This window comes from Ktedonobacter sp. SOSP1-52 (assembly GCF_016587395.1).
This window is the reverse complement of record NZ_BNJH01000004.1, coordinates 1,245,218-1,264,008: the sequence shown is the minus strand read 5'-3', so window position 1 is coordinate 1,264,008 and position 18,791 is coordinate 1,245,218. Positions and strand designations below refer to the sequence as shown.

Here is an 18,791-nt window from a genome sequence, read left to right as displayed (position 1 = left end):
CGCCAGGGGCACTGCCCCTGGACCCCGTTTGTGCTATCTTGCATATCATGTTAGTCAGTAAGGACAGTTGAGAGAAGCTATGAGTATCCGATGGAACTGGCGTCTAGCCTCACGCCTTTCAGTTTTAAGCCTGGCCGTACTGGTCGTTATCTTTGTCCTGGTCTATCAGCGGGTCTCAGCCGATAAGGCGAGCTCGATAGACACCCCCTCTGTCACCACTTCGGGACTTCAGGGGACAGACCTGGGCGGCGCTACCGCTCCCGGTTTTACCTTGATTGACCAGCATGGAAAGACCGTCTCGCTCGCTGATTTTAAAGGCCAGCCAGTCGTGGTTACCTTCATGTTTACGCGCTGCCCCGATCAGTGTCCTCTGGAAGCTCAGAAGCTGCATTCAACCTTCCAACTCCTGGGAAACGATGCCAGCCATGTGACCATGCTTGCGATCAGTACAGATCCCCAGAACGACACGCCTCAGGCGGCCTCCAACTTTACCCAGGCCCATAGCCTGGATCAGAGCAACTGGCATTTTCTCACTGGCTCAAGCCAGCAGCTCTCTCCTGTCTGGAGCAACTACCACGTCTATGCGAACAGCAATGGGAACACCGCCGATCACAGCCTTGGCATCTATGTCCTCGACAAGCAGGGCCACGAGCGCGTCTTCCAGGACACCAGCTTTACCCCCGATCAGCTAGCCAGCAACCTGAAAAAACTCCTCAGCGAATAAAGTAGAGAGTGTGAAAAGCGGCGGCCCCTCGACTGAGGGGCCGCCGCTTTTCACACTCTCTACTTATTGACGTGTATCAATCAATACGGTATGCTTTTACATGGCAAATCCATGGAGAAGAAAGAAGAAGGCGTAAGATACGCAGACGCGCAAGGGATAACAAAGTTATGACGCAAGAGACATCTACCTGGCGAGGCCTGCTAGGACAAATCATCAGCGATGCGCAGGAACGCCAGCGCATCGCCGACCTGTTGCGAGTAAATCCGATTACTCTCACGCGCTGGGCTAAAGCCAGGTCGAAACCACGCGCAGAAAGCTTGCGCCAGCTGATTGATGTGCTTCCCACGCAGCGCCAGCAACTGATTGAGCTAATTACCAGCGAATATCCTCACCTCTTCGCCGAGGAGGAGGCATGGCAAGAAGATATTGCGCCCCTTATTCCTTCGAACTTCTATACACGTGTGCTTAACATTCATACCACTAGCTCCTTATTCCTACGTTCATCGGCCATCTGTATCGCCATCCTGCAGCAAATTCTGGCCCATCTCGATCCCACACAAAATGGAATGGAGGTCTGTATCGCGCAATGTGTTCCCTCGCAATCACCAGTTATCCTATCTGATGTTCAGCAGCCTCGGATACACAGCCTGCGTACTACCTTTGGACGTGGCACACCTCCCTGGAATAATCATGAGAACCAGACCGTCTTTTTCGGTGCGGAATCGCTTATCGGACAGGCGGCGCTTCGTGGCCATTATATCGCGATCCAGACGCGCGACGAGAGACAGCGCCTCTTTCCAGCCCACGCTACCGCGCTGGAGGAGAGTATTATTGGCCTGCCTATCGTCCGAGCTGATCGCGTAGCGGGTGTACTCTCAATCGCCAGTACCCAACCTCATTTTTTCGCCTCGACCTGCCTGGACCTGGCCATTCACTACGCCGAACTCCTGACCCTGGCCTTTGAATCTCATGAGTTCTACCGGATTCAGGATCTCGACCTGGGCCTACTGCCTCCTATCCAGAGACAGCAAAGCTCTATCGCGAACTTCCAGCTCCAGGTAACACAGACTATGATTCAGGCTCAGCAGCAGGGCGAGCCACTTACACGCCCGGTGGCGGAGTTGCGTACCTGGCAGGAGATAGAGAGTCGCCTACTCCACCAGGCCTGGGAAGAGGCCTGATAGCTCACACCTTACACTCTCCTTACAAAGCGAGCTCCCAGGCCGTGCAATCCCCCATCTGCTTGCGCGAAATCGGCAGATTTGGTATGCTTACTTCTAGGACAATGATGGAAAATTATGTCCTCATGGTTCTTATTACTCTTGGAGGAAAGCGAGAAAAGCCTATGGATACTTCTCTTCAAGGCACCAAGCTTATCATCGATAACGAACAAGACCTTGGGGTGTCGCAAGAGGCAGAAGTGACCGAGGCCGAAAAGCATATCCATCTGCCAAGTCCCAGCCTGTGGCCGCTTGTCCTGAGCGCCGCTATCCTGGTGACCGTCGCGGGATTGCTCGGCCTACCGGATAGCCCCTTGCTTGCAATTATTGGCGCACCTTTCATCATCGTTGGCATTATGGGCTGGGCATTAGAAGACCCCATGGCGGGACATTCCCACCATGAAACGTCCACAACTCCCATGCAAATTACCAGCGAGGGCGCGCGGGACATTCTGACACGTGCACGTGAAATCGCAGAGCGCTCGGTAACAGTCAGCAGCACCGCCTATAGCACTCACCTGGCGAAGGTGGAGCTAGAGGGCGAGAATAGCGAGGGCGTGACCCTGGCACTCTATGGTAAGGTGGAAATGGAGTCTCAGCGCGATGAGCTCGTCAATGAGCTACGCCAAATTCCTGGTGTGCTGGAAGTGAAAAACTTCATGATCGCTGAAGACTCGATCCTGCGTACAGCCTATCAGCGCCTCGACGCCATGCGCGCCAAGGGCAAGCTTGAGGGTGCGCAAAACATCTCGATTCTGGTTGAGAACTACATCCTGCACCTTTACGGTGATGTACCTCAGAAAGAGATGAAATACGCTCTGGAGCGCGAGATGGTCGGCATTACCGGCGTCAAGGTTGTGGTCAATCACATTGGCCTGAACAAAGAGATTCCCGGTAACCTCGGAAAGACACGCAACGCTTAGTTCTATAAGAAGAAATAAAAATGAGATGTCCCTGGCAGCCTGTGGCTGCCAGGGACATCTCATTTTTATTTCTTCTATGTGACTGTCTTATGTACGGCGCTGGCGGAGGAAGGCGGGAATATCGATTACATCCCCAGAAGGGGCATTGCGACTTCCCCGATTTAGCTCCGGGTTGAGCCCGCGCACCTTGCGCTGAATCACCCTGGGCTGCACTGGCTGATCCTCCGGCTGAGGCACAGGCAATCGCCCCTGAGTGGGATTGACTGGCTCTTCATCGTAAGGATAGTCCTCTTCGTCCTCCTCATCCTCGGGCAACACGCCCGCTGGCTCACGCGTGGCAGGAACCACAGGTGGCAACGAGTTATACGCTGGACTCTCATTGCGCCTCACACTACGCTCGCCAGCCATAGGCCCGGCCACCTGGTTGGGCAGGTTTACCGAGATGGGCGGCGTTACAGGTGGCATATCGACCTCAGCGAAGCGCGAGGATTTCTCCTCCTTGTTCGCGGCCGACATGCCCGAGTTCGTGTAGTGTGGACGCGGCTCGTTGCGCACAGGCGGCTGCGCGACGGGGTAGCTGGTTGAAGCCCCACGCACCACTGTATTGCTATCGAAACCAGTAGCGATGACGGTGATCTTCATTTTGCCATCGAAGTGCTGATCCTGCACCGCGCCAAAGATAATATTCGCGTCAGGATGCGCAGCCTGGCTGATAATCTCAGCCGCCTCGTGGACCTCGAAGAGCGTCATATCCAGGCCGCCTGTGATGTTAAAGAGCACACCACGCGCACCGCTGATATCGATATCCAGTAAGGGGCTGGCAATCGCCATCTGCGCCGCCTCGACCGCGCGCGCGTCTCCCCCGGCCTCACCAATGGCCATGAGTGCCGAGCCAGCGGAAGACATAATCGTCTTGACGTCGGCGAAGTCCAGGTTGATCAAACCTGGAACGGTAATCAGGTCGCTGATACCTTGAATACCTTGACGCAGAACGTCGTCCGCAAGCTTAAATGCCTCGGAGAGCGGGGTGCGCTTATCCGCGATATGTAACAGGCGATCATTGGGCACGGTAATCAGGGTATCGACATGCTGCTTCAGGCTAGCGATGCCCTCCTCAGCCGAGAGTTGACGCTTCTTCCCCTCAAAGGAGAAGGGACGCGTCACCACGCCGACTGTGAGCGCGCCAAGTTCGCGCGCGATCTGTGCCACAACCGGACTGGCGCCCGTTCCGGTTCCACCACCCATTCCAGCCGTGATAAACACCATGTCGGAGCCTTTGAGTACCTCGTAGATCTCTTCCGCATTCTCTTCTGCGGCCTTGCACCCGACACCAGGGTTTCCACCAGCTCCGAGGCCACGCGTCAGTTTTTGACCAATGTGGATCTGCATGGGCGCATCCGTGCGTAGTAGTGCCTGAGCATCAGTATTAATAGCAATAAATTCGATGCCGGTCATGTTGGCTTGTATCATGCGATTGACCGCGTTACTGCCGCCTCCACCCACTCCAATAACGCGAATCTGAGCAAAGCCTTCGAGTTGTTCATTGTCCATAGGTAACATACGTTTCGTGGCCCCCTTTCGAGTCTCTACTAGGTAGAACGGACGAGAAACACTTTTCTCTTACACCATTCTCAAAGATCTTATTCCGAAACCCAACGTCACTGGCGTGCCTAGCGCTTCGCGCTCAGGGTTTTCGAATAAGAAGTATGTAAAAACTCAGTCTAAGGAAAAAATGCACGCACCAGGCGCCCAAGAAAACTAAAGCGCGACTTAATATCGGCTGATCCATCTCCATACCCATCATCCTCATCAATCATGAGTGAGGTATGACGTAACCCCCACAATAACAGGCCAACCGCCGTTGAATATGCCGGTCGGCTAATGGAATCAGCCAGTCCGTGCATCCCCAAAGGAGTCCCTATACGCGCTGGAATATCCAGTGTACGTGCCGCAACATCTAGAATACCGGGTAGTTCCGCGCACCCACCCGTAATGACAATGCCAGCCGTCAGCAAGCCATCATAACCCGATTTCTTGATCTCTTCATGCACCATGCCAAATAGCTCTTCAACACGTGCCTGAATGATCTGCGCCAGCAACTTCCGCGGGACCAGGTCGTTGCAATCGGGCATAAACTGTGACAGGTCGATCATGTCGTCTTCATCGATGCTATCAGGATCACAATGCCCATATGTAATCTTCAACTCTTCAGCAACCGCGGGCGGCAAACGCAGCCCAATCGCGATATCACTGGTAATGTGATTCCCGCCGACCCCCAGGACAACCGTCTGCCAGATAGCTCCATCCGCAAAGATAGCAATATCCGTGGTGCCGCCACCAATATCGACCAGGGCCACACCCAGGTCGGTCTCGCCTTCGGCAAGCACAGCCTCGCTTGAGGCCAGCGGCTCCAGAACCAGGTCTTCAATATCTACATGCGCGCGATGCACACATTTAATCAAATTATGGATCGAAGAGACGGCACCCGTGATAATATGGGTCTCAACTTCCAGGCGGAAACCTGACATACCAATCGGGTTCTTAATGCCCTCCTGGCCATCCACGACATAGCCCCTGGGTATCACATGGATTACTTCACGGTTGGCGGGGATCGCTATCGCTTGCGCGATCTCAATAGCCCGGCTGATGTCATCCTGCACAATATCACGATGATTTGGCGAGATGGCGACAAACCCCTTGCTGTTCTGTGAATCAATGTGGCTACCCGCTATACCAACATAGGCGGCGGAGATCTTCTTCCCCGACAAGCGCTCCGCACGGTCTAACGATGCCGCGATAGAGGTAACAGTCTCTTCTATGTTTACCACCACTCCGCGGCGCAAGCCCTGCGAAGGGCAGGTGCCAACGCCAACAATGTTCAGCTTCCCGTCACGATCAAGCTCGCCAACCAGGACACAGACTTTTGTTGTTCCAACGTCAATTCCGACGATCACCCGCTCTTGCACGATTTTACGCTCCTATTGGGCGGTACAACTGTGAGACGCACTACAACGATGATTTTCGCTCTGGCAGTAAACCACCACTTTCACTGCCACATGCACCACGCTCCGTTGCTTCCTCATAGCCTCGCTCTCAATCCATTTCAATTTACTGCCACGCGACTGGCTGGCATTTACTTAAGAGTATACACTGGACGCAGCCCATAACGAAGGTCAATACTGGCCAGTGACAGTTGTTGCTCCCTGGCCATATCCAAAATGGCCTTCAATGTCAAAAGCCGATTCTCCAACGAGTTGGTGTCATCCGCATCTCCTAGATAAGCCTTCCAACCATCCTGGCTCTCTACTACATACGAGCCTTTACTGCGTCCCTGCGTTCCCCGCCCATCAATAGTATTAGCATACATTGTACCATCGTAACGTAATTGAAAAGCATTGATACCAGTTATCTTTGGTAAACGCTCAAACACGTCTTTTGCAAAATGAATCTCATTGGCATTCACTCGCATGCCCACCTGTATTCCCTCACCACCCGTTACCTTGCCAGACTTCACATTCCCCTGAGCAATGACTGTCAGTGGCGCCGTGACAGTTGGGAGCGCATCGCTGCTGGGTGTATCACTGGCCCGAGCCATCAAGACACCGTCACTGTCGATGCTATAGGTCTCCCGACCCGTCCGCCACAGCAAGAGCGGAGTACGCTCTTGCACTGTGACGGTCAACTGGTTCGGCCATTGCTTATTGACCTGCGCTGAACGTACCAGAGGCAAGTTCTCGACCTGTGCCTCAAAGGCCGGGGTATTCAACAGAAAGATATTCTGCCCCTGTACCCCTTGCCTCTGAATGGCCTGAACCAGTGCGACATTATGCGTTCCTACGACCTGCACCTGTTCAACACGAAACGCGCTACTCGTGAATGTGAAGCTCAAAGCTATAATAAGGATAAGAAGACCCGCAATAATACTGACTAATCTCCAGAGAAAACCGCGCCGGCCACTACGGCGCCCGCTTCGTACGGGCACCGACCTGGATAGAGGGTCCGGGACGCGCCTTTGCATACTCTTCATGCGCCCACCTGTAGCCCAGGACCCCGTCTTGGCAAAGGTCCGGGGAGCAACCCGCTGTTGTACGCTCGACGACTGAGGCTGCTTTGCTCTCGTCCTTCTCAGCCGCTCCTGCCTCCTTGCAAAGGCATTCCATGCCGCCGAAGGATCGGACTCCGGTATTGTGACAACGCGCTGCAACACGACCGGCCTCTCTACAGGCTGTTCCGCGTTGCGTGCGCTTCTACCATCGCGTTCATACCTACCATAACTCCCTTCCATCCGTTTGACGGCTGCTCGCTTATAGATGTGTGTAGCCATCTGCTCTGGTAGTTGTCGTTTGTGTGTCATGATGTTGAAACCTTCCACTCACCACGCAGTTCGACCTCCATTTCCAGGTCGACGCCGAACTGCTCTAGCACGCGCTTATGAGCTTCTCGTATGAGCGCCGCTACATCCTCTGCCTTCGCTCCACCAAGATTGACAATAAAGTTGGCGTGGCGCTCTGATAGTTGCGCCTTGCCTATCGTGAAGCCTTTTAAGCCAGCTGCCTCAATCAGACGACCCGAGTGGTCTCCTTCTGGGTTCTTGAAGACCGAGCCCGCGCTCTGCTGAGGGGGCTGCGTCTGCTTGCGATGCTGCTTGTAGCTGTTGATCGTTTCACGCAGGGCCGCCGGGTCAGCACGGTGCAGACGCACACCCAGCTGCATGATGATCTCAGCAGGCTCAATAAAGCGCCGGTCGGCCGCCAGGGGCTGACCCTGCTCGTCGAACTGCACCCGGCGCTGAGCGCGGAAACGACTATGACGATAGCGCAGGTCCAACTCTGCGTGTTGGTAGCGCTCGATAGTGGCAGTAACAGACTGCTCCTCGCAGGCACGTGCGTCCAACACCTCAACCCATTCCAAAACCTCGCCAATATTGCTGTGATGCGCGCCCGCGTTACTAATGACGCCACCTCCCAGCGTTCCCGGGATACCCGGCCCAAACTCCAGTCCACCCCAGCCCAGGGTCGCCAGTTCATTGAGCAATTTCGGCCAGCTCACGCCAGCCCCCGCGGTCAATAGCGCCGTTCCGTCGCCACGCTCTTCAATGCGATAGTTATTTAAAGCGATACGCGCTACAATTCCACGCACTCCAGCATCGGCATACAAAACATTGGTGCCATTTCCCTGACAGAGAAGCGGCCAGCGCCTCTGCGCACACTCGTTTACCAGGTCGACCAGGTCTTCTTTTGTCTCCAGTGTGATCCAGATGTCCGCCGGTCCACCCACGCCAAAGGTGCAGTGACGCGATAGTAGTTCGTCGCGTCGCACACTCGCAAATCGCTCTTGCAACACACTGTAAGCTATCTCTTTATCGAACGCCATAGGTTTGGATTCCCTTTGTGATTACTTTTTATTTATGACCTGGTTGGTTGGTCTGTTTTAACATTTCGCTGACGGTGTAGATGTCGCCTGCGCCCATGATGAGCACAATATCGCCGGGGTGCAGGTTGTCCTGGATGCGCTGCGTCGTCTCTCGTACGCTTCCTCCATAGAGGATTTGTGCCCCTTCCTGGCTAAAACGTGGACGTTTGGCGATCTCTGCGACCAGTTGCCGCGTATGCACTAGGCCAGTATCCACCTCACGCGCGGGGAATATGTCGCTGATGATAGCGATATCCGCGGCGTCAAATGCCTGGAGAAACTGCTCAAAGAAGGTCTTTGTGCGGCTATACATATGCGGCTGATAGACAGCGATCAGGCGACGGCCTGGATAGCGCTTGCGTGCAGCCTCAAGCGTCAGGGCGATGGCCGTTGGATGGTGCGCGTAGTCATCCACCAGAATAACGTCGTCGCATGTGCGCTCGCCCACAACCAGCGCGCCCTGGTGGCGAATTTCAAAACGCCTTCTCGCTCCTGTAAAGCCCTCTAGCGTATGCGCAATTGACTCCAGCGGTGCACCAACTGTGTAGGCTGCCGCCAAGGCCGCCAGGGCATTCTGTACATAGTGAATACCGGGCAGTTGGAGTCGGTAGAGGACATCTGGCAACTTCACTCCCGCAGGAGCATTGTGCAACCTGACGCGGAAACTGGTCTCTCCCTCCAGCTTGACGTCATACGCCTCGAAGGTCAGGCGGTCACCAATATGCTCAGGGGTATCTCTGCTCAGATCTTGTATACTATAGTTCACGATTGAACCAGCCCAGCCGTTGAGATGGGCGCAGAGATCTCGGCATCCCGGGCTATCGATGTTGACGATGATAGTTGGTGGAAGCGGCCAGTTACTCTCCATATCCATGCCACGCACGAAATGCTCGAACGCGTACAGGAATTCCTCGTAGTTGTGAAAGAACTCGGGATGCTCGAACTCAATCGCGTTCACCACCGCCAGGCGGGGATGATAGTGCCAGAAATTGTGATTGAACTCATCGGCCTCGTTGACAAAATACTCACTCTGTCCCAGGCGATAATTTGCGCCAAAGCGCGGCACAACCGCACCAATCTCGCAGGTAGGGTCCATACCGGCATCAACCAGCATCAGCGAGAGCATGGAGGTCGTAGAGCTCTTACCATGCACGCCGCACACCGAGAGCAGGCACTTTCCTTCAGTGAGTGTCCCCAGCAACTCCTGCCAGGTCTTCACCGGGATGCCCCTGCGCTGTGCTTCAAGCAGTTCAGGATTCTGTGGATCGAGTGCGGGCACCGCCGGACTGATGATCAATGCATCCGCGCCCTGGAGATGTTCCGCGCTATGGCCAATCTGAATGGGTATCCCTACCTGCGTCAGTGCGCGTGTATTTGCCGATTCCTGCCGGTCACAACCAGTCACGATCTCACCCTGGTTATGCGCGATCTGCGCCACCGATGAGATACCATGACCGCCTATGCCCATGAAATGTAAGTGCGATTTCTTCAAATGTTTACCACCTCGCGCTTTGCTATTTTTCCACCCTTGGCGGTCGCCATCTCTACGATGGTCTCCGCGATGGCTTGCGTAGCCTCTGGGCGACCCAGAGCGCTGATATTTTTCGTCATTGTCTCTACATAGGTCGGTGTAGTTAGCGCATGCACCACGCGCTCGCTTAACTGCTCTGGCGTGAGGGCATCGTTGGCGATTACCTCCGCTGCCTGCAAGCGACCAAACATGGCCGCGTTAGCCTCCTGAGGTGAAGCCCCGATAGCCGGCGGCAGCGGCACCAGGATACCTGGCTTTCCTAGCAAGGCCAACTCGCTCAAGGTCGATGCACCGGAGCGGCAAACGACCATTTGCGCGGCCTGCATAGCCAGCGGCATCTCTTCCGACATATAGGCGACGAGCTTGTAACGTCGTTTTGTCTCCTCGTCAGCCTGGGCCAGGATACTCTCAGAGAGGTCGCGCGTCTCATCATAGAGTTTCTTGCCGCTAATTTGCAAGACCTGGCAATGCTGGAGCAGCGCCGGTAGGGCCTTGCAGACGACCTGATTGAGATGCCTGGCGCCCTGACTTCCGCCAGTTACCAACAGCAGGGGGAGGTTCGGCTGCATACCAAGCTGCTCTCGTGCCTGCTCTGGCGTCACTGTGCGAATGTCGAGCATCTCCTGGCGCGGCGGATTCCCCAGTTGCAACGTCTTCTCAGCAGGAAAATACTGCACAGAATCGGCGAAGGCCACCGAGATGCGCGAGGCCAGGGGCGCAATCAGCTTATTCGAGAGATTGGGCGGCACATCTTGCTGATGCATCAAGAGCGGAACGCCATTGATTTTCGCCGCCAGGCCCGTGGGCACAGCCACATAGCCACCGCTAGTAAAGGCCGCCTGAGGATGAAACTCACGCACAATAGAGATGGCCTGAACCATCCCCAGGGGGACGCGCGCCACCCCTTTGACCGTCTTCCAGGAAACAAAACGCTGAAGTTTGCCAGCCTTCACCGTAGCAAGCTTGAGGCCAGCCGCCGGAACGACCTCCGTCTCCAGACCGTCATCGCTCCCTAGAAAGAGAATTTCCGCGTCATATCTATCTCGTAAATGCGTCGCCACCGCCAGGGCAGGATAAATATGCCCCCCAGTGCCTCCGCCTGATACTAAAATTCGCATGATGCCCTTTCCTGGAGATGTCTACGTTCCCGGCACGGCCAGGCGTGCAGAACAACTCCTAGACTTTTCGTTTAAAGGTCCTTGTGATTGTTTGCCGCGAGAGCGCGGGATCTTCTGGCTGACGAATGTAGCGTGAAATGTTGAGCAAGATACCCACCGCCGCCAGCGAGATCACCAGCGAGGTACCGCCAAAGCTGATAAACGGCAATGGGACGCCGGTATATGGGATAAAGGCCGAGGTAGCGCCAATATTGACCGCCGCCTGCAAGATCAGCCAGGTTGTAATCCCCGTTGCCAGCAAGGCGCCATACATATCCTGTGTACGACGCGCCAGGCGAAAACCTCGAAAGGCCAGGCAGAGAAACAGGATAATAATCAAGGCCGCTCCCACAAAACCCAGTTCCTCACCGACAATGGCAAAGATAGAGTCAATGTGCGGGAAGGGTAGATACCCCGTCTTCTGGCGGCTCTCGCCCAACCCCAGGCCCAGGAAGCCTCCCGACCCAAGAGCCAGCAGCGATTGGTAGAGTTGCAGGTTAATACTGGTCACATTCTGAAATGGGTTGAGAAAGCCCAGCAAGCGATATAAGCGATATCCCTTAAAAGCCTGGGTCATAAAGATCAGAATGCCACCCACCATCGCCAGCAAGAACTGGATAATATTCGCGCCAGCTGTAAAGAACATAACCGTTGCCAGTCCAGCAATGACGATAGCGGTTCCCATATCGTTTTCCAGCAAGACCAGGCCTAGAATTAAGCCTACCAGAATCACAAAGGGGGTCAGGCCATAGAGAAATGAACTGACCTGGTTGCCTTTACGTGCCAACCAATCTGCAATATACAGCGCCAGGGCTAGTTTTGTCAGCTCACTTGGCTGAAAAGAGAAAGAATTACCAATGCGAAACCAGCGTGAGGCTCCATAGGCATTGGTGCCAAAGAATAATACCAGCACCAGTAGTGGTAGCGCGACCGCCAGGGCAACTAAGGAGAAACGACGCCAGTAGCGATAATCGATGCGCGCAGTGACAAGCATCGCAATGATGCCAAAGAAGCCTGAGATCACCTGGCGTTGAAAGTAGGTTGAAGGATCTCCTGTAGCCGATTCATGTGCTGAGATAAACGAGCTTGCGCTATAGACCATGATCAGGCCAATACATACCAGTCCGAGTACGACCACCAGCAGCACCGAATCGACCTTACCAGGCGTACGTGAGAGGCTCATCTCAAGCTCGCGCAGCTTTTGCTGTTCTTCCTTGCTCATGACCTGCACTGGCTCAAAGTCAGGCTCTTGCACCCGCTGTCGTCCGCGCTGGCGCTCTACCTGTAAGCGCTCGGCAATATTCTCGGCAAAGGACGGCCCATTCTTACGCCAACTCCTGGCACCACCACCGCGGGATACAGGTTCACGCGCAGGCGTCGCCTCGACTCCTCGCTTGAGCGGAGGGAGTTTACGGCGCACAGGGATCTGAGGCGCAACTTTCCCTTCGACGGCATAGCTGACCTTTTCATTACGCTCCCGGCGCTTCTTTGACTCTGCTGGCTCTGCGAGAAGCTCTTGCCAGAAGCTCCTTTTTACAGGTGGTTCAGGCGGCTTTTTCTGGCGCCGCTCGGCGGATTGCAGCGCAGGCGAGCGTACAGTGAGCGGAGAGTGCTTCCCTTTATGCTCCTGGCCTCTGCCGCTCTTCGCCGACCGTGCCGCCGCATAACGTCCCTGCTTATATGTATCCCGTTCCATAAAGCTGCTCGTCTTTCTCTAGCGAGATCCTAGATAAATGGCTACACTTATCAGATTGCTTTCTTCAGTTCCTCCGCCGCCTGTTTCCTCTTCTCCGTATTTCTACACACTCTTTGGGATCTCATTTGCTATACTTCCACACCAGTTCGCCACCAAAACCCTTGACATAGAACGTATTTTCTAGTATCCTATTTCAGGAGGAAGATTCTTCTCCCTCTTCCAAATCGGATACTTGCGCATCCGCAGAAGGGAATGCGCCTTTCTGCGCTTTCTTGCCATCCTCCTGCATCAATTGCAGGGCGCGCTCGAGATCCTGCGCACTCATATCCAGGTGTATTTGCTGTAAGTCGAGCTCTTCGTTCCCTCTAGTTTGTAACAGTTCACTCCAGGGATCGCTTGAAAGCACAGGAACCTCAAAGGGTTCTTTGCCCTGCTCTCCATCTGTACCATCGCCCCTCTTCCCCAATAATTCCTGCCATGTTGCACTCAGCTCGCCACCTGGCTCCTGTTGCCCCTCATACAGTGGTTCATCCTTGTGCTCCTGCATAGTTCTCCTCTCTCGCTATCACACAATACTGCTGATCGTTTTCCAATGCTTCCTACTTTACTGGTCGGTCAGAGGGCACATGATAGTGCCACATGACTTGTTCCGCGATTTTGTTCCATAATGGGGCCGCGGCGGTTCCGCCGTAGATGGTGCTACGGGGATGATCCAACGTTACCAGGATGGCGTAACGCGGATTTGACGCTGGTAAGAAGCCCGCGATAGAGGCTTCCGTCAGGTCATCTGAGACCCCCTGAGTCGTTGCCGTACCGCTCTTGGCCGCGACGCTATAGCCCGGCACCACAACCTGCTTATTATAGTCAGCCGCTGAAGTAAGCATCTGGATCAATTGCTGTGCAGCCTTCTGACTAATGACCTGGCGTAGCACCTGGGGCGACGTTTTGGTCACCTTGCCGTTATTATCGACCTGCTGCACCAGGTAGGGGCGCATCATCGTTCCCTGATTGGCAATAGAGGCATAGGCCAGCACGACCTGTAGGGGAGTCGCGGTAATGCTCTGGCCAAAGGCCTGGCGCGTCAGGTCGCTAGGCGTCCACCCTTGCGAGGTAGGGGTACGATACCCACCAGAGGCCTCGATTCCACCTACATTTGTGCGTTGCCCAAAGCCAAAGCGCTCAAGGTAGGGATAATACCGCTTGGCCGTCAGAAAATCGTGCGCGACTTTGGCGGCGCCTACATTAGCCGAGTAATCCAGGATTTGCGTCATACTCTCGGTACCATGAGCCTGGTACTCCCAATTGGCGACCGCAACAGCATCCGGAAACGAGATGACCCCCGGATCATCAATGGTCGTATTCGGCGTCACCACGCCCTGGTCAAGAGCCGCCGCCAGGGTGATGCCCTTCATGGTTGAGCCAGGCTCATATGTACACATGAGCACCGGGTTAAAGTACACACTCAAGGAATCCAGGCAACCCCGCTTATCATAGTATTTGCTATAGACGTTGGGATCAAAGGATGGAGCACCTACCATGGCAACGATGGCACCCGTGCGCACATCTATGACTGTCGCGGTTCCTCCCAAGGCCTCCGTCTGCTGTACCCGCTCCTCAAGCGCCTGCTGTGCAAGATACTGAATAGTACTGTCAATAGAAAGGGTCACATTTGCGCCATCGATTACTGGTTGTGTAGAGCTGGCACCCACTGTGAGTGGATTACCATTGAGATCGGTCTCCGCGGTAAAACTTCCGGCTGTCCCTGCCAGCAACTTATCGTAGGAACCCTCGATACCATAGAGTCCACCTTTATCCGGTTGAACATATCCCAGGATCTGGGCAGCTAGGGTACCACTGGGATACACGCGTATCGTTCGAGGCTCCAGGAAGGTATACGGGATGCGCGATGCACGCAACTGCTGGCTCTGCTCAGGCGAGATCAACGATGCGATACGCACAGTGGCACGGCCTGACGAGAAGAATTTTGTTAACTGCTCCGCTGTCAGGTCAGGCAGGGCTTTATGTAATTTCGTGACGATATTTTGTAGCTCCACCGACGCCTTTTCGGCATCGGTGTAATCACTGGTAAACTGGATCGGCTCTACATAGACATCATCGCGCACAACGTTGGTGGCGAGCACAACTCCCAGGCTATCATAGATCACGCCTCGCGGCGCATCGACCACCTGATTCTGGATGTGCTCATCATTGGCCCATTTTGCCAGTTGCGGGCCACGCATAACCTGCCAGTAATAGAGCCGACCTAACAGCGCAAACATCAGGACGCAGATCAGCAGGAAGATGATCATCTGCCGACTGCGCGCACGCTGTAGCTCTGGACTCATGATTTTTATTCCTCCTGGTAGGCTTTGCCCTGCTTCTCTTCTCCTCAAAAATTGAGAAAGGTAAGGAGACACCCCTTATACCCTGGGGCTCGCGCCCACCTGGCAAGATTTTTTTGCTGCTCTACTTTTCTTCATACGCATTTCAGCGGAAAAAGCGGAAACGAGTTCGGGTATTGTGCTATAAGTCATTGGTACAAACCTGTTTCTCAGGGTTGGGCAGGGACCGTTTCCAGGCCACGCACGGTAATAACCTGGATGGTGCCTGGATCAGCAGGTTGCAGGCCACGCTTGCGCGCCTCACTATCAATATAGGCTGGAGAACGCTCGTGAGCTAATTGCTCTAAGAGATCCTGGTTCTGGCGCGTGAGCTGGCTTTGCGTTGTGCGAATCTCCTGCAACTGGTTGTTTGTCTCTACGGCCTGGCCTAACTGACTCAGGTAGAGCACCGACATCAAGCTGATCAATAGAACGCTGGTAATACACAGCGCGACCGGTCCCATACGAAAGAGAAAGGGGCGCAATTGCCTGCGAAGCCTCACCACGTCCACTTGCGACGCAGCCTCTTCCGCCTTCGCGGTTCTCACTCTCTGGTTCGACATACGCCTTCTCCCTTTCCTGCATCGAGCACAGGCACGGTCTCGCGCCATGAGGGGGCGGCTCGCCACCTCGTGGACTTACACATCACGCTTTTGGCAGGACTTCAGCGGCCCGTACACGCGCACTTCGCGCGCGTGGGTTGGCTGCTACTTCTTGCTCGCCTGGTACGATTGGCTTATTCGTCAAGATACGCAGGCTGGCCTTGTGGCCACAAATACACATTGGTATGCGCGGGGGACAGAGACAATCCCTCGCCTCGCGCCGTAGAAATTCCTTGACGATGCGATCTTCCAACGAATGGAAAGCGATAATGACCATTCTTCCCTGTTTGCCACCAGCCTGTAGCAAGGAGAGCATCTGGGGCAATGCCGTCTCCAGGCTCTCTAGCTCCTGGTTGACCGCGATCCGCAAAGCCTGGAACACGCGTGTCGCCGGGTGAATCGCCCCGTATTTGTAGGGCACACCCGCCGCGGCGATCTCGGCCAGCTGGCTCGTACGGGTTATGGCTCGCTTCTGGCGCTCGCGCCCTATGCGACGCGCGATCTGGCGCGAGCGTCGCTCCTCGCCATACCGCCAGAAGATATCGGCCAGTTCTTCCTCGCCTGTGTTATTGACAAGATCTGCCGCCGTCAGCGAGAGATCCTGGCTCAGGCGCATATCCAACGGTCCATCCGCGCTGAAGGAGAAGCCTCGCTGCGGATCATCCATCTGATCCGAGGAGAATCCCAGGTCCAGCAAGACGCCATCAACGCTGGTAAACTGTGCCTCTTGCGCCAGGCGCTCCATGTCAGAAAAGTTGCCGTGGCTTAAAATTAAACGGCCCTCGGCAACCTCCTTGCTCAGCCTTGCTTGCACCCGTGCCTGGGCCTTACTATCTGTATCGATACCAAGCACCTTGCCATCTGGAGCCGAACGCTCCAGCAGCACGCTTGTATGTCCACCACCTCCCAATGTCCCATCAATATAGTGTCCTCCCGGTTGGGGTCGCAGATACTCCATTACCTCTTCCAACATCACGGACACATGTCGTGTTTGCTCGTTCTCCATGCCACACACATCATTCTTTTAACTTTTTGCTATTTTTTCTTCTTTTCTGCCGCCTGCGGCGGCAAGAAGAAAAAGAATGTGGGGACACCCCAAACCCCGCCAGGGGCGCTGCCCCTGGACCCCGTTCCCGCAAGGCGGCAAAGGGGTAAATAGTTGGGAATGTCCAAGCTCAGCTCTGGACCCCGTTCCCAAGGCTTGCGTACAGGGACTAGTTGCCAACCCGTCAGGGGCGCTGCCCCTGGACCCCGTTCTCCAAAAACTACTGCATAGGGGCTAGCTGTCAAAAGGGAATACCACTGCCTTCGGCGTCGAGGCGCTCTTGGTAGGCCTGCCAGGTGCCACGGTCCCAGATCTCGATATGGTCGCGTACCCCAACGACAGTGACCTCGGTCTCCAGCCTGGCATAGGCGCGCAATTTCGCGGGAAGCACGATACGCCCCTGCCCATCCAGTTCTACTTCGCTCGCACTGGGATAGATACGGCGCTCAAAATCGCGCAATTCCTCGCTTGATTTCCCCGCTGTCAGTTCATTTGACTTCTCTTCCCAGCGAGCCATAGTGTAGATAGAGAGACAGGCGCCCATCCCTTTGCCAATAACGGCCCCACGGTCCAACTGCACGCGAAAACGCGCCGGAACCGCCATACGGCCTTTATTGTCAATAGTATGCTCATACTCGCCCAAAAACATGCTCGCACCGCTTGATGACTTGCCTTGACGACTATTTTGCCAGACGCTTACCCGGAAATCCATTCCCCACTTGAACACCGCGCTATTCTATTACACGAATCACTTCCCCACTTTGACCCACTTTTCCCCACTACATTGTAGCACTTCGGGGCCTTGTCGGAAAAGAGTCTTCTCGATCAAATTTCGGCGTTAGTAGGAAGAACTTGTGGAAAAACAGATTTGACACACGCACAACACGCGGCCTACAATCAAGGATGACTATCTGTACTTTCACACACTGTAAACAGCTTTTCGCTCTTGAGGTTTAGAAAACGTATGCAACAGCAATCGCCAGAGCATTCACGCCAGACCAACCAGCCCGCGCCTGTTCGTCAGGTGGCGCCCGGCATCTGGAAGTTTGTTCTCCCCATCCCTTTTCCACTGCGCACAGTGAATGTCTATGCCCTGGTTGGTCCCGATGGCTGGGTTCTGGTCGATACGGCTCTGGGAACCCCAGACGCACGCTCAGCCTTTCATGCGGCACTCATAGAGGCGGGACTGCATCTCGATCAACTCCAAGCTATTGTCCTTACACACCACCATCCCGATCATGTAGGTCTCTCGGGCGAGCTCCAAGCTCGTACTGGCGTGCCTGTTTATATGCATTCCATCGATGAAGCCGCCGTGCAAATTATCTGGACCAATACCATGGGGAAGCGCTTTGAGCGCGTCTCAAGCTTCTTTGCCCAGCATGGCCTGCCAGAGACAGACCTCTGGTATAATCAGATGGAGACACCAGATAGGCAACGTATTATTGATGTTCCCCCTCACGAAGCCTTTACGCTCGTTGAAGATAGCACCTCTCTGACCCTGGCTGGAGAGAGCTATCGCGTGATCTGGGTGCCTGGCCATTCGGATGGCCAGATCTGCCTCTGGCGTGAACGTGATGGCATTTTCCTCTCCGCCGATCATGTACTTCCTCGCATTACCCCCAATATCGGCCTCTATTCCACGCGCGATCGTCCCAATCCCCTGGGAGATTTTCTGGCCTCGCTACACAAAGTAGCGTCTCTGCCTGCCAGCCTGGTTCTACCAGGACATGGCGAACCTTTCACAAACCTTGCACAACGCATTGCAGAAATTGTTGAGCATCATGACATGCGCCTGCAAACCATTCTCGCCCTGCTTGCTACGCGCCCGCAGCACGCGGCCGCGCTTACGGCTCAATTGTTTCAGGATCGCTTAAAAAGTGATGAGGCCCGGCGTATGGCGGTGGCTGAGGTTCTCGCCCACCTGGAGTATCTGCGGTACAAAAATCAAGTCATACAACAACTGGCAAACGACGGGACTATTCGATACTCAGTGGTATAGCGTACTGTAAAAAATCGTCTCTAAAATGAAGTGCAGGCAATCGGCTTTTCAAGCCAGTTTTCGCGGCTTCGTATTGGCCTCATACGGCCTGCGAAGCCCTT

Annotated in this window: 16 protein-coding genes; 4 read left to right on the top strand and 12 right to left on the bottom strand. The window is 54.8% G+C overall.

Annotated features, from left to right (window positions below; genetic code table 11):
- Positions 1 to 79 precede the first annotated feature (79 nt).
- From JMJ16_RS40615 to JMJ16_RS40605, 3 genes are all read left to right on the top strand, one after another.
- Positions 80 to 724, top strand: a complete 645-nt coding sequence (locus tag JMJ16_RS40615) for an SCO family protein (protein WP_201390765.1) — start codon at positions 80 to 82, stop codon at positions 722 to 724.
- 167 nt (positions 725 to 891) lie between these two features.
- Entirely contained in the window at positions 892 to 1,905 is a 1,014-nt protein-coding gene (locus JMJ16_RS40610; RefSeq protein WP_201390763.1) for a GAF domain-containing protein, read from the top strand.
- Between the two features lie 164 nt (positions 1,906 to 2,069).
- Positions 2,070 to 2,867, top strand: a complete 798-nt coding sequence (locus JMJ16_RS40605; protein WP_201390761.1) for a hypothetical protein — start codon at positions 2,070 to 2,072, stop codon at positions 2,865 to 2,867.
- An 87-nt stretch (positions 2,868 to 2,954) separates the two neighbouring features.
- Here JMJ16_RS40605 and ftsZ read toward each other — a convergent pair whose 3' ends face one another.
- From ftsZ to mraZ, 12 genes are all read right to left on the bottom strand, one after another.
- Positions 2,955 to 4,427: a cell division protein FtsZ gene (gene ftsZ / locus JMJ16_RS40600; protein ID WP_201390759.1), complete on the bottom strand. Its 1,473-nt coding sequence runs from the start codon at positions 4,425 to 4,427 to the stop codon at positions 2,955 to 2,957.
- A 161-nt stretch (positions 4,428 to 4,588) separates the two neighbouring features.
- The gene (ftsA, locus tag JMJ16_RS40595; RefSeq protein WP_201369818.1) at positions 4,589 to 5,833 is read right to left on the bottom strand and encodes a cell division protein FtsA; all 1,245 of its coding nucleotides are present in this window, start codon (positions 5,831 to 5,833) and stop codon (positions 4,589 to 4,591) included.
- A 167-nt stretch (positions 5,834 to 6,000) separates the two neighbouring features.
- Positions 6,001 to 7,221 (bottom strand): cell division protein FtsQ/DivIB, encoded by a 1,221-nt coding sequence (locus JMJ16_RS40590; protein ID WP_201390758.1) that lies wholly within the window; start codon positions 7,219 to 7,221, stop codon positions 6,001 to 6,003.
- The gene (gene murB / locus JMJ16_RS40585; RefSeq protein ID WP_201390757.1) at positions 7,218 to 8,240 is read right to left on the bottom strand and encodes a UDP-N-acetylmuramate dehydrogenase; all 1,023 of its coding nucleotides are present in this window, start codon (positions 8,238 to 8,240) and stop codon (positions 7,218 to 7,220) included. The genes JMJ16_RS40590 and murB overlap by 4 nt, the downstream gene beginning before the upstream one ends.
- A gap of 28 nt (positions 8,241 to 8,268) precedes the next feature.
- Entirely contained in the window at positions 8,269 to 9,771 is a 1,503-nt protein-coding gene (gene murC, locus JMJ16_RS40580; RefSeq protein ID WP_201390756.1) for a UDP-N-acetylmuramate--L-alanine ligase, read from the bottom strand.
- Positions 9,768 to 10,928 carry an undecaprenyldiphospho-muramoylpentapeptide beta-N-acetylglucosaminyltransferase gene (murG, locus tag JMJ16_RS40575; RefSeq protein WP_201390755.1) on the bottom strand — a complete coding sequence of 387 codons (1,161 nt, stop codon included), beginning with the start codon at positions 10,926 to 10,928 and terminating at the stop codon, positions 9,768 to 9,770. The genes murC and murG overlap by 4 nt, the downstream gene beginning before the upstream one ends.
- Positions 10,929 to 10,986: 58 nt before the next feature.
- Complete coding sequence (ftsW, locus tag JMJ16_RS40570) at positions 10,987 to 12,663, bottom strand: putative lipid II flippase FtsW (RefSeq protein WP_201390754.1); 1,677 nt, start codon at positions 12,661 to 12,663, stop codon at positions 10,987 to 10,989.
- A gap of 193 nt (positions 12,664 to 12,856) precedes the next feature.
- On the bottom strand, positions 12,857 to 13,210 hold the full coding sequence (locus tag JMJ16_RS40565; protein ID WP_201390753.1) for a hypothetical protein: 354 nt from the start codon (positions 13,208 to 13,210) through the stop codon (positions 12,857 to 12,859).
- A 52-nt stretch (positions 13,211 to 13,262) separates the two neighbouring features.
- Positions 13,263 to 15,008, bottom strand: coding sequence for a penicillin-binding protein 2 (locus JMJ16_RS40560; RefSeq protein WP_201390752.1), 1,746 nt, complete (start codon positions 15,006 to 15,008; stop codon positions 13,263 to 13,265).
- A gap of 206 nt (positions 15,009 to 15,214) precedes the next feature.
- Positions 15,215 to 15,607 (bottom strand): hypothetical protein, encoded by a 393-nt coding sequence (locus JMJ16_RS40555; RefSeq protein ID WP_201390750.1) that lies wholly within the window; start codon positions 15,605 to 15,607, stop codon positions 15,215 to 15,217.
- A gap of 82 nt (positions 15,608 to 15,689) precedes the next feature.
- The gene (gene rsmH / locus JMJ16_RS40550) at positions 15,690 to 16,652 is read right to left on the bottom strand and encodes a 16S rRNA (cytosine(1402)-N(4))-methyltransferase RsmH (RefSeq protein WP_201390748.1); all 963 of its coding nucleotides are present in this window, start codon (positions 16,650 to 16,652) and stop codon (positions 15,690 to 15,692) included.
- A 280-nt stretch (positions 16,653 to 16,932) separates the two neighbouring features.
- On the bottom strand, positions 16,933 to 17,340 hold the full coding sequence (gene mraZ / locus JMJ16_RS40545) for a division/cell wall cluster transcriptional repressor MraZ (protein ID WP_201382385.1): 408 nt from the start codon (positions 17,338 to 17,340) through the stop codon (positions 16,933 to 16,935).
- 315 nt (positions 17,341 to 17,655) lie between these two features.
- On the opposite strand from mraZ, the gene JMJ16_RS40540 reads away from it, so the two are divergent.
- A complete protein-coding gene (locus tag JMJ16_RS40540; RefSeq protein WP_201390746.1) occupies positions 17,656 to 18,690 on the top strand; it encodes an MBL fold metallo-hydrolase in 1,035 nt (344 codons plus the stop codon).
- Positions 18,691 to 18,791 lie beyond the last annotated feature (101 nt).